Annotated in this window: 12 protein-coding genes; 11 read left to right on the top strand and 1 reads right to left on the bottom strand. The window is 73.6% G+C overall.

Going from position 1 to position 11,529, the window contains the following annotated elements; all coding sequences use genetic code 11:
• The first annotated feature begins 283 nt into the window (after window positions 1-283).
• From ABZ930_RS32825 to kynU, 8 genes are all read left to right on the top strand, one after another.
• Window positions 284-1,027, top strand: a complete 744-nt coding sequence (locus ABZ930_RS32825) for an SRPBCC domain-containing protein (RefSeq protein ID WP_361556057.1) — start codon at window positions 284-286, stop codon at window positions 1,025-1,027.
• Window positions 1,028-1,063: 36 nt separating this feature from the next.
• The gene (locus ABZ930_RS32820) at window positions 1,064-1,852 is read left to right on the top strand and encodes an aldose 1-epimerase (RefSeq protein ID WP_361556054.1); all 789 of its coding nucleotides are present in this window, start codon (window positions 1,064-1,066) and stop codon (window positions 1,850-1,852) included.
• A gap of 10 nt (window positions 1,853-1,862) precedes the next feature.
• Entirely contained in the window at window positions 1,863-2,417 is a 555-nt protein-coding gene (gene pyrE, locus ABZ930_RS32815; protein ID WP_361556051.1) for an orotate phosphoribosyltransferase, read from the top strand.
• A gap of 169 nt (window positions 2,418-2,586) precedes the next feature.
• On the top strand, window positions 2,587-3,618 hold the full coding sequence (fbaA, locus tag ABZ930_RS32810) for a class II fructose-bisphosphate aldolase (RefSeq protein WP_361556048.1): 1,032 nt from the start codon (window positions 2,587-2,589) through the stop codon (window positions 3,616-3,618).
• A gap of 70 nt (window positions 3,619-3,688) precedes the next feature.
• A complete protein-coding gene (locus ABZ930_RS32805; protein WP_361556045.1) occupies window positions 3,689-4,864 on the top strand; it encodes a MalY/PatB family protein in 1,176 nt (391 codons plus the stop codon).
• Window positions 4,861-5,274, top strand: a complete 414-nt coding sequence (locus tag ABZ930_RS32800) for a DUF3151 domain-containing protein (RefSeq protein ID WP_361556042.1) — start codon at window positions 4,861-4,863, stop codon at window positions 5,272-5,274. The genes ABZ930_RS32805 and ABZ930_RS32800 overlap by 4 nt, the downstream gene beginning before the upstream one ends.
• A 148-nt stretch (window positions 5,275-5,422) precedes the next feature.
• Entirely contained in the window at window positions 5,423-6,277 is an 855-nt protein-coding gene (locus ABZ930_RS32795; protein ID WP_361556039.1) for a tryptophan 2,3-dioxygenase family protein, read from the top strand.
• A 4-nt stretch (window positions 6,278-6,281) separates the two neighbouring features.
• Window positions 6,282-7,487, top strand: a complete 1,206-nt coding sequence (gene kynU, locus ABZ930_RS32790) for a kynureninase (RefSeq protein ID WP_361556166.1) — start codon at window positions 6,282-6,284, stop codon at window positions 7,485-7,487.
• Here kynU and ABZ930_RS32785 read toward each other — a convergent pair.
• Window positions 7,471-8,088, bottom strand: coding sequence for a TetR/AcrR family transcriptional regulator (locus ABZ930_RS32785; protein WP_361556036.1), 618 nt, complete (start codon window positions 8,086-8,088; stop codon window positions 7,471-7,473). The genes kynU and ABZ930_RS32785 overlap by 17 nt on opposite strands.
• 163 nt (window positions 8,089-8,251) lie before the next feature.
• Here ABZ930_RS32785 and ABZ930_RS32780 point away from each other — a divergent pair, with 163 nt between their 5' ends.
• From ABZ930_RS32780 to ABZ930_RS32770, 3 genes are all read left to right on the top strand, one after another.
• Entirely contained in the window at window positions 8,252-9,127 is an 876-nt protein-coding gene (locus tag ABZ930_RS32780) for an alpha/beta hydrolase (RefSeq protein WP_361556033.1), read from the top strand.
• A gap of 161 nt (window positions 9,128-9,288) precedes the next feature.
• Entirely contained in the window at window positions 9,289-10,290 is a 1,002-nt protein-coding gene (locus tag ABZ930_RS32775; protein WP_361556030.1) for an alpha/beta hydrolase, read from the top strand.
• Window positions 10,283-11,529 (top strand): acyltransferase (locus ABZ930_RS32770; protein ID WP_361556027.1); only part of this gene is annotated, 1,247 nt, incomplete at its 3' end. The genes ABZ930_RS32775 and ABZ930_RS32770, both read left to right, overlap by 8 nt.

Here is an 11,529-nt window from a genome sequence, read left to right as displayed (position 1 = left end):
CGGTCACCCGAGCGCGCCGCCGTCGTGGCTGGTCGCGCAGTTCCCCGCGCCCCTGGGTCGTACATCGGCTGACGGCCGGTGGCCGCTTCTCGCGCAGTTCCCCGCGCCCCTGGGAGCGAGCTTCGCTCGCCCAGGGGCGTAGGGGGAAGGCGCGCGCAGCGCATGCCTCAGGGGCGCGGGGAACTGCGCGAGAAGCCCCACCGGCCGGTAGTCGACGACGAATCGTCATTCGGTGCGGCGAACACGGGTCAAGCCCCGCAGGGAGTCGCTAGGCTCGGCCGACATGGAGCATGAGGTGTTCGTTCCGGTTCCGGCGGAGTCCGTCAGGGCGGTGCTCGGCGACCCCCTTCGGGTGGCCCGGGCCCTGCCCGGGTTCCAGCGCGACGCGTCCGGCGACGGCGGTCGCCTCAAGGTCCGGATCGGCGGACACACCATCACCTACCGCGGCAGCGTCACGGTCGACCGCACCCCGGACGGCTCGTTCACGCTGACCGGCGACGCCGTCGAGGCCCGCGGCACCGGCGCCGTCACCTTCGCCCTCACCGCCCGCGCCGCCGCCGCCGACGGCGGCACCACGCTCACCTTCACCGGCACCGCGACCGGCGACGGCCGCGTGGCCGAACTCCCCGGCGACGCGGTGGAATCGGCGGCCCAGCGCCTCCTGAACCGTTTCGCGGAGAACCTCGGGGTGGCCGGCCAGGAACCGGGCAGCGACCCGGAGGAGGCCGAGGAACCCGAGGCGCCCGAGGCGCCCGAGGCGTCGGTGTACGAGGCCGAGGTGCCGCCCCCGTCCCTCGACCCCGAGACGGACCTGCCCGCCGAGCCGGCCGCCGCCCACGCCCGCCGCACGATGATCGGCCGCAGCGCGGAGGAGGTCGACCACGCCCCGCCGCGCGGCCGCTACGCCCCCGTGCCCGCCCCGGCCGGCGCCACGGCGAGCGCCACCCTGCGCTGGGCGGCACCGGCCGCCGCCCTCGCCGTGGCCTCCGCGATCGTGGTCGGCCGGGCGCTGCGCAGGCGCCGCTGAGCGGTCGGGGCCCTACCCCGCATAGGGTCAGTGGTCGTGACGACACAGGAAACGACGCTGACCGCGGGCGACGCGGAAGTGACCGTGGCGCCGGGCAACGGCTGCCGCATCAGCAGTCTGAAGATCGCCGGAACCGAACTGCTCCGGCAGGGCGAGCGCTACGGCTGCTTCCCGATGGTGCCCTGGTGCGGCCGGATCGCGGACGGCCGGTTCATGGACGGCGGCCACGTCCACCAGATGCCGCTGAACTCCCCGCCGCACGCCATCCACGGCTTCGCCCGGGACGCCGAGTGGACCACGGCGCGCGCGTCGGCGACCGAGGCGGCGTTCACGTACGACCTCACCGACCCGTGGCCGTACTCCGGCCGGGTCACCCAGGTCGTCGCGCTCACCGAGGACGCGCTGACGCTGACGCTCGGCATCGAGACGTACGGCGACTCGTTCCCGGCGCAGGCCGGCTGGCACCCCTGGTTCAACCGGAAGCTGGGCGAGAGCGAGGTCGAGATCGCGTTCGACGCCGCCTGGCAGGAGGAGCGGGGCGAGGACCATCTGCCCACCGGCCGGCGCATCGGCGTACAGCCGCAGCCGTGGGACGACTGCTTCGGCATGCCCGACGGGGTGGACGTGACCCTGACCTGGCCCGGTGCGTTCGCCGTGAACGTCACCAGCCGTGAACCGTGGGTCGTCGTCTACGACGAGCAGGACGCCGCCGTGTGCGTCGAGCCGCAGACCGGGCCGCCGAACGGGCTCAACACCGCCCCGCGCCTCGTCACGCCCGTGGAGCCGCTGGAGGCCAGCACCACGTGGACCTGGCGGCGCCTTTAAGCTCTTGGGCATGACGACGAACGACGTGCGGGACGCCCTGCTCCAGCAGATCAAGGACAAGGCCGTGGTGCACGGCAAGGTGACGCTCTCCTCCGGCCTTGAGGCCGACTACTACATCGACCTGCGCCGCGTCACCCTCGACGGCGAGGCGGCCCCGCTCGTCGGGCAGGTCCTGCTGGATCTCGCGAAGGACCTGGAGTTCGACGCGGTCGGCGGTCTCACGATGGGCGCCGACCCCGTCGCCGGCGCGATGCTGCACGCCTCCGCCGCCCGCGGCGAGCGGCTCGACGCGTTCGTCGTCCGCAAGGCCGCCAAGGCGCACGGCATGCAGCGCCGGGTCGAGGGCCCCGAGATCAAGGGCCGTCGCGTCGTCGTGGTCGAGGACACCTCCACCACCGGCGGCTCCCCGCTGGAGGCCGTGCAGGCGGTGCGCGAGGCGGGCGCCGAGGTCGTCGCCGTCGTCACCATCGTCGACCGCGCCACCGGCGCCGCCGAGAAGATCACCGAGGGCGCCGGGGTCCCGTACCTCTTCGCGTTCTCGAAGGACGAGCTCGGCCTGGACTAGGGACGTACGTCCCGGCATCCCGGGCCTTCCCCGGACTGGAGCATTCGCACAAGTCTGGAAAGATGGGGCCGACGATGAAGTCACCCCATGGTGCTTGGTGAGGTCGGACCACCGGTCAGGACACCAGAACAACCTCAACCCGCAATCGCGCTTCACGAGGAGACGGCAGATGCCCATCGCAACCCCGGATCAGTACAACGAGATGCTCGACCGGGCCAAGGCGGGGAAGTTCGCCTACCCGGCCATCAACGTCTCGTCGACGCAGACGCTGAACGCGGCGCTGCAGGGCTTCGCCGAGGCCGAGTCCGACGGCATCATCCAGATCTCCACCGGTGGCGCCGAGTACCTGTCGGGCCAGGGTGTGAAGGACATGGTCGTCGGCGCGCAGGCGCTCGCCGAGTTCGCCCACGTCGCCGCCGAGCACTACGGCAACAAGATCGCGCTGCACACCGACCACTGCCCCAAGGGCAAGCTGGACGGGTACGTGCGCCCGCTGCTCGACATCTCCGCCAAGCGCGTCGAGGCCGGCGGCCTGCCGCTGTTCCAGTCGCACATGTGGGACGGCTCGGCCGAGACCCTCGCCGACAACCTGGAGATCGCCCAGGAGCTGCTCGCCAAGGCCAAGGCGGCGAAGATCATCCTGGAGATCGAGATCACCCCGACCGGCGGTGAGGAGGACGGCGTCTCGCACGAGATCAACGACAACCTCTACACCACGGTCGACGACGCGGTGCGCACCGTCGAGGCGCTGGGCCTGGGCGAGAAGGGCCGCTACCTGCTGGCCGCCTCGTTCGGCAACGTGCACGGCGTGTACAAGCCGGGCAACGTCGTGCTCCGCCCCGACCTCCTCGCGGAGCTGAACTCGGGCATCGCCGAGAAGTACGGCAAGCCGGCCGGCTCCAAGCCGTTCGACTTCGTCTTCCACGGCGGCTCGGGCTCCACCCTGGAGGAGATCCGCACCGCGCTGGAGAACGGCGTCGTGAAGATGAACCTCGACACCGACACCCAGTACGCCTTCACGCGGCCCATCGCGGGCCACATGTTCGAGAACTACGACGGCGTCCTGAAGGTCGACGGCGAGGTCGGCAACAAGAAGACGTACGACCCGCGCGTGTGGGGCAAGAAGGCCGAGGCGAGCATGACGGCCCGCATCGTCGAGGCCTGCGAGAGCCTGCGCTCGACCGGTACGCGCATCAAGTAACCGCTCGTGCCGTGTGCGGGCCCGGCCCCCTCGGGGTGCCGGGCCCGTGCCATGTCTGGAGGACTCAGCAGTGACGTACGACTTCGACACCGTCGTCGACCGGCGCGGCACCTGGTGCGTGCAGTGGGACGGCATCACGGACCGGTTCCCCGTGCCGGACCTGCTCCCGTTCACCATCTCCGACATGGACTTCCGGTCCCCTCCGGTGGTGCTCGACGCCCTCACCGCGCGCGTCGGGCACGGCGTGTTCGGCTACACGGACTGGCACAACGACGACTTCCGCGGGGCGATACGCGACTGGTTCCGGGAGCGGTACGCGACCGAGGTGGACGTCGACCGGCTCGTCTACGGCCCGTCCGTCCTCAACCAGATCGCCCAGCTCCTGCGCATGTGGACGGTGCCCGGCGACGGCGTCGTCCTGCACTCCCCGACCTACGACGGCTTCCGCAAGGCGATCCTCGGGCTCGACCGCGACCTGCGGACCGTCGGGGTCGACGACTGGGCGGGCCTGGAGCGGGAGTTCGCCCGGCCCGACAGCCGGGTCTTCGTCCTCTGCTCGCCGCACAACCCGACCGGTCACGTGTGGACGGACGCCGAGCTGCGCCGCATGGCCGAGCTGGCCCGCGCCCACGACGTCGCCGTGATCAGCGACGAGATCCACGCCGACCTCACGCACGACGGACACGTCCACCGGCCGTGGACGGCGTACGGCGAAGGAGTGCGCTGGGCGCTCGTCACCTCCGCCAGCAAGTCCTTCAACTTCCCGGCGCTGAGCGGCAGTTACGGCTTCATCGGCGATCCGGACGACCATGCCGAGTTCGTCCGCAGGATGGGGCACGACGAGGGGCTGGAGTCACCGGCGGTGCTCGCGCTGACCGCGCACATCGCCGCCTACCGCGAGGGCGCCCCCTGGCTGGACGAGCTGCGCGCGTACACGTACGGCAATCTGCGGCTCCTGGAGGACCGGCTGAAGGCGGCCTTCCCCGAGCTGGGCTGGCGGGTCCCCGACGCCGGATATCTCGCCTGGATCGATCTGCGGCCGCTCGGCATCACGGCCGACGAGGAGCTCCAGCGGGTCCTCGTCGAGCGGGAGCGGGTGGCGATCATGCCGGGCGGGACCTACGGCGAACCGGGCTTCGTCCGGCTGAACCTCGGTTGCCCCCGGGACAAGGCGGAGGCCGGGATCGAGGCGCTCGTACGGGCCGTCGCGACCGTTCGCTCCGATGGCGCAGACTGGAACCCATGAGCCTTCACGAGAACCTGCTCGGGGGACCGCCCCCGACCCACCTGCCCGACGACCCCGAGCCCCGCGAGCTGCTGGCGGGCGGCACCGCCCCGGCGGACGTCGCCGCGAAGTACCCGACCTCCTCGCTCGCCTGGGCGCAGCTCGCCGACGCGGCCTTCGAGCGGGGCAGCGTCGTGGAGTCGTACGCGTACGCCCGCACCGGCTACCACCGCGGCCTGGACTCCCTGCGCCGCAGCGGCTGGAAGGGCCACGGGCCGGTGCCGTGGGAGCACGAGCCCAACCGCGGCTTCCTGCGCGCCCTGCACGCCCTGGCCCGCGCCGCCGGTGCCATCGGCGAGCAGGAGGAGTACGAGCGCTGCTCGCAGTTCCTGAAGGATTCCTCGCCGGCGGCCGCGCAGACCCTCGGCTAGGACCGGTTCCTCCCGTGAGGCCCGCCTGTGATCAGGCGGGCCTTGCCGTTTCGGGGCACGATTGTGAAGGATGCGAGGTGGGGACCGGGGCCCCGTGCCGGTAACGGCAGGGCGGACCGCTACCCGTAGTACGCAACAGGAGACAGCGATGTCCCACGACGCGGATCACGAGGCGCACTCCGACACGGAGGAGACCGCCGCACCGCATCTCGACTTCGCGGGCACCACGCCCTACGAGGACTACGTCCAGGCCGACGTGCTCACCCACCTCCAGACACTGCGCTCGGACGATCCGGGCGAGATGGTCTTCCTCGTGACGACCCAGGTCATGGAGTTGTGGTTCACCGTCATCGTGCACGAGTGGGAGACCGCGAGCCGGTCCCTCGCCGCCGACGACGTGCCCGCCGCGGTCGCCGCGCTCAAGCGGTCGGTGCGCGAGCTGGAGGCGCTGAACGCCTCGTGGCGGCCGCTGAGCCAGCTCACCCCCGGCCAGTTCAACTCCTACCGGGCCGCGCTCGGCGAGGGCTCCGGCTTCCAGTCGGCGATGTACCGGCGCATGGAGTTCCTGCTCGGCGACAAGTCGGCCTCGATGCTGGTCCCGCACCGCGGCGCCCCGCGCGTCCACGCCGAGCTGGACAAGGCGCTGCACGAGCCGAGCCTCTACGACGAGGTGCTGCGCCTCCTCGCCCGGCGCGGCCACGACGTGCCGCGCGCCGTCCTGGACCGGGACGTGTCGCGCCGCTACGAGCCGTCGCCGGAGGTCGAGGCGGTGTGGACGGCCCTGTACGCGGGTGACGAGAGCGCCGAGCTCGCGCGGCTCGGCGAGGCGCTGAGCGACGTCGCCGAGCTGGTGTGGCGCTGGCGCAACGACCACCTGGTGGCGACCCGGCGCGCGATGGGCGCCAAGACGGGCACCGGCGGCTCCGCCGGGGTCGCCTGGCTGGAGAAGCGGGCGCGCGGCAATGTCTTTCCGGAACTGTGGACGGCGAGGTCCCATGTCTGATCTGCTGTCTGATCTGCGAGAGCGCGCGCGGGAGCTGGACGCCGCCGACGAACTGGCCGCCGTGCGCGAGGAGTTCGTCCTCGGCCCTGACGATCTGGTCTACCTGGACGGGAACTCGCTGGGCGCGCTGCCGGTGAACGTGCCGGGCGCGGTCGAGGACGTCGTGCGCCGCCAGTGGGGCGAGCTGCGGATCCGGTCGTGGACCGAGTCGGGCTGGTGGACGGCGCCGGAGCGGATCGGCGACAGCATCGCCCCGCTGCTGGGCGCCGCCGCCGGACAGGTCGTGGTCGGCGACTCCACCAGCGTCAACGTGTTCAAGGCGCTGGTGGGCGCGGTGCGCCTCGCTCCCGAGGGGCGCGACGAGATCCTGGTGGACGCCGCGACGTTCCCCACCGACGGCTACATCGCCGGGTCGGCGGCCCGGATGACCGGGTGCACGGTGCGCGCGGTGGACCCGGCCGCGGTGCCGGACGCGCTCGGTCCCCGTACGGCGGCGGTGCTCCTGAACCAGGTCGACTACCGCTCCGGGCGCCTGCACGACCTCCCCGCCCTGACGGCGGCGGTCCGGGCGGCGGGTGCCGTCTCCGTCTGGGACCTGTGCCACAGCGCGGGCGCGCTGGAGGTCGGGCTCGACGAGCACGGCGTGGACCTGGCGGTCGGCTGCACCTACAAGTTCCTCAACGGCGGGCCGGGTTCACCCGCGTACCTGTATGTGCGCGCCGAGCACCAGGCGCGGTTCGACTCGCCGCTGCCGGGCTGGAACTCGCACGCCGAGCCCTTCGGCATGCGGGCCGCGTACGAGCCCGCCGACGGTGCCGTACGCGGCCGGGTCGGCACCCCGGACATCCTGTCGATGCTCGCCCTGGAGGCGGCCCTCGCCGTGTGGTCGCGGCCGGACGTCTCGGTCGCGGCGGTGCGCGCCAAGTCCCTCGCGCTGACGGACTTCTTCCTGGAGTGCGTGGCGGCGTACGTGCCCGGGGGCCGGGTCGAGGTCGTCACCCCGGCCGCCCACGCCGAGCGGGGCAGCCAGGTCGCGCTGCGCTGCGCGGACGCCGGGAAGGTCATGGGGCGGCTGATCGAGGCGGGCGTCGTCGGCGACTTCCGGGCGCCCGACGTGCTGCGCTTCGGGTTCACCCCGCTGTATCTGGGGTTCGCCGAGGTGGAGCGGGCGGCGCGGGTGCTGGCCGCCGAACTCAGCCGGCCGAGCTGACGTAGACCCCCGCCTCGGCCGCCGCGACGGCGGCGGCGACGGCCCGGTCCGCGTCCGCCCCGGTGGGCGCGGACCCGGTCGTCAGCATCCGGTAGTAGAGCGGGGCGGACACCGCCCGGACGACCTCGGAGGCGTCCGTCTCCGCGGGCAACTCGCCCCGGGCGACGGCCTCTTCGACGACCGGCGCCCACTCGGCGACCCGGACCTCGTAGAACCGCCCGAGGGCCTGTGCCGTGTGCGCGTCGCAGGTCGCGGCGGCGATCACCGCGCGGAACAGCGGGCCCTGCCGGGGGTCGGTCAGGGTCCGCTGCACCAGGTGGGCGTTGGCCGCCAGGTCGCCGCGCAGGGAGCCGGTCGCCGTGCGCGGCAGCGACTCCTCGGCCATCTCGGCCAGCAGATCCGTGACGAGGCCGGTGGGGGAGGACCAGCGCCGGTACACGGTGGTCTTGCCGACCTCGGCGCGGCGCGCGATGTCGGCGAGGTCCAGCTCGGCGAAGCCCCGCTCCGCCAGGACGTCGCCCGCCGCGGCGAGCACCGCGGCACGGACCCGGGCGGTGCGGCCGCCCGGGCGGAGGGTGCCGGGTTCGGGTTCACTGCTCATGCCCGCAGGGTAACGGAACCGCAGGACCGTTTATTCGGATTTCTCGGTGACTGTGCGTGTCGGCGGAGGTGATCTCCCTGGTAGCGTCCGCTTACCCCGCAGGGTCCCCTTCTGTTTCCTGCGGGTTCTCTGCTGGTCCCCCTGTGCGCTGAGAGGTCGGAGCATGCCGGACGAAGCCGTCGCTCGCGAGAAGGCCGAGGAGTCATCGGCCTTCTCGCACCCCGCCGTCCCCCCGGACGTCACTGCCGCGTACGGCGATCACCCGGATCAGGTCGTCGACTTCTACGCGCCCCGGGACGGGTCGGGACCGGCCCCGCTGGTCGTCGCCCTGCACGGCGGGGCGTGGCGGGCGCCGTACGACCGGACGCACCTGAGCCCGCTGTGCGACTTCCTCGCGCGGCGCGGGTTCGCCGTCGCCAACGTCGAGTACCGGCGCGGCGGTTCGGTGCCGCACCAGGGCGCGGGCGGGCCGGTGGCGGGGCGCTGGCCGGAGACGTTCGACGATGTGGCGGCCGCGTTCGACGCGCTGCCCGCGCTGGCCGCCGAGCACCTGCCGACGGCGGACGCCCGGCGCGTCGTCGCCGTCGGGCACTCGGCGGGCGGTCACCTCGCGCTGTGGGCGGCGGCCCGGCATGTGCTGCCCGAGGACGCGCCCTGGTACTCCGGGGCCCCGGCGGCCCTGCGCGGGGTCGTCGCGCTCGCCCCGATCGCGGACCTCGCCCTCGCCGAGGAGCTGGGCGTGTGCGGCGGCGCGGCCGGTGAACTGCTGGGCGGCGACGCCGGGTCGTTCGACGAGCGGCGCGCCTGGGCCGATCCGTCGCTGCTGCTGCCGACGGGCATCGCCACCACTCTCGTCCAGGGCCGCACCGACACCACGGTCCCGTTCGCGCTCGCCGAGGCGTACGCCGACGCGGCGGCGAAGGCCGGCGAGGTCGTGGGCGTCACGTTCCTGGAGGAGGTCGGGCACTTCCCGCTGATCGATCCGGCGGCCGACGCGTGCGCGGTGGTCGCGGAGGAGATCGAGCAACTGGCCTGGTGACGCCGCTGGTCGGCATACCGGGGTATGACGCGGGAGGCCCGGGTGATACCTGGGAGCTACGTGCGAAGTTGGCTCCCTGGTGTGATGCCGACTACAGCCTGTGATCAATAACTTCCTTTCCAGAGACGCCGGACGGTGGCGTCGGACGGAAGGGGCGGGCCATGGGCGGCCGGGTCGGAGTGCGGCGCTGGGCGGGGCGGCTGCGGCGGGCGATGCTCGCCGCGCTGGTGGCGGGCGCGGTCGTGGTGCCCGTGTCGGCGGCCGCGCACCCCGAGATCCCCGCCCCCGGGCCCGCCCGGCTGGGCACGGTCACGGCCGCGTCCCTCGACGGGGCGTACGCGGCGAACCGGGCGACGGCGGCGCGGGCCGCCACGATGGCCGCGGACCACGGCGACACCGGGCGCGCCCGTGAACTGCGCGCGATGGCGTCCGCCGGCCGTACGTTCCTCGACTTCGACCCGCGCGGCCGGGGCCGGGCCGCCGAGGTGTTCGGCGACCTGGCGCACGCCGGCCGGATCGCCGTGCTGGTGCCCGGCTCGGACACCTCGATCGACACCTACGACCGGTTCCGCGCGGGCGCCCTCGCCCTGCACGACAGGCTCGGCGCGCGGGCCGCGGTGGTGGCCTGGCTCGGGTACGAGACGCCGGGGACGGTCAGCGCGGCCGTCATCACGACGGGGCGGGCCCATCGGGCCGCACCCGAACTGACCGCCTTCGTCCGGCGGTTGCACGGGATAGCGCCGGACTCGGCCGTCTCCCTGCTGTGCCACTCCTACGGGGCGGTGGTGTGCGCCGTCGCCGCCCCGCACCTCACCGGCAGCGCCGCCGTCCGCGACCTCGCGCTCGTCGGCAGTCCCGGCGCGGGGGCGGACAGCGCGGCGGACCTCGGCACCCGGGCCACCGTGTGGGCGGCGCGCGGCGCGGACGACTGGATCGCCGATGTGCCGCACGTCCGGGCCGATGTCTTCGGCACCACGGTCGGCTTCGGCACCGATCCGGTCTCCGCCGCCTTCGGCGCCCGGGTGTTCGCCGCGGGCGACGGCGGCCACAGCGACTACTTCAGACCCGGCTCCCCCTCCCTCGACAACCTCACCCGGATCGTCCTGGGCCGCTACACCGACGTCACCGACATCGCCGATGCCACGGAGGCCACCCATGGCTGAACTCCGTTCTCCCGTCCGGTCGTTCGTCCGCCGGGCCGACGCGGCGACCCCGGCGCACCGGGACCGCGCGGTCGACGCGCTGCGCGCCCTCGCGATCTGCGGTGTCGTCCTCGGCCACTGGTGCGTCACGGCCCTCGTGCCCGACGGCGACGGCACCCTGCGCACCGCGAGCCCGCTCCAGCACCTGCCGTGGCTCGCTCCCGTCTCCTGGCTCTTCCAGACCCTCGCCGTCTTCTTCCTGGTCGGCGGGCACGTCGCGGCGAAGAGCCACGCGTCGTCCCGGGAGCGCGGCGAGACGTACGGGCGGTGGCTGCGGGCCCGGCTCGGCCGGCTCTTCGGGCCGGTCGCCGCCGTGCTCGGGCTGTGGACGCTCGCGGCGGCCGGGATGCTGCTCGCGGGAGTCCCCTTCACCACGGTCCACACCCTGGGGAAGCTCGCGCTGTCCCCGATGTGGTTCCTGCTGGTCTTCGCGGGGCTGACGGCCGTGACCCCCCTCGTGGCGCGGCTGAGCCCGCTGTGGCCGCTCGCCGTCGTGCTCCACGTGGACCTCGTACGGTTCGGGTTCGGCGGCCCGTCCTGGCTCGGCTGGGTCAATGTGGCGGCGGGCTGGCTGGTCCCGTACACGCTCGGCACGGCCTGGGCCCGCGGTGAGCCGTCCCGGCGGTGCGGGTGGACGCTGCTCGTCGGCGGGGCCGCGGCGACGGCCGGCCTGGTCCTCTTCGCGGGCTATCCGGCGTCGATGGTCGGCGTGCCCGGCGCGCCGGTCTCGAACCTGAACCCGCCGACGCTCGCCGCGGTCGCCTTCGGCCTCGCCCAGTGCGGGGGCGCTCTGCTGCTGCTCGGTCCCTTGCGGCGGTGGATGCGGCGGCCCGCGGCCTGGGCCGCCGTCGCCCTCGCCAATCTGTCGGCGATGACGATATTCCTCTGGCACCAGACGGCCCTGATGGCGGTCACCGCGACGGGGCTCCTCGCCGGACGGCTTCCGGGGCTACACACGTCCCCGGATTCGGTGGCATGGGTCGCCGCCCGGGCCGCGTGGCTGCCGGTGTTCGTGGTGGGCCTGGGGGTGTGCGCGGCGGCGTTTCGCGTGTACGAGCGGGGTGGACCGGTTCGTGGGCGGGCCCCGGCCGGTGGGGCTTCTCGCGCAGTTCCCCGCGCCCCTGAAGGCATGCGCTGCGCGCAGCCTTCCCCGAGGAGATGGCGCACGAAGTGCGCATCTCAGGGGCGCGGGGAACTGCG

It is taken from the genome of Streptomyces sp. NPDC046716, from assembly GCF_040645755.1.
In the GTDB taxonomy this organism is placed as follows: Bacteria; Actinomycetota; Actinomycetes; order Streptomycetales; family Streptomycetaceae; genus Streptomyces.
Note: the sequence above shows the minus strand (reverse complement) of the source record. Positions and strands in the feature narration are given on the sequence as shown.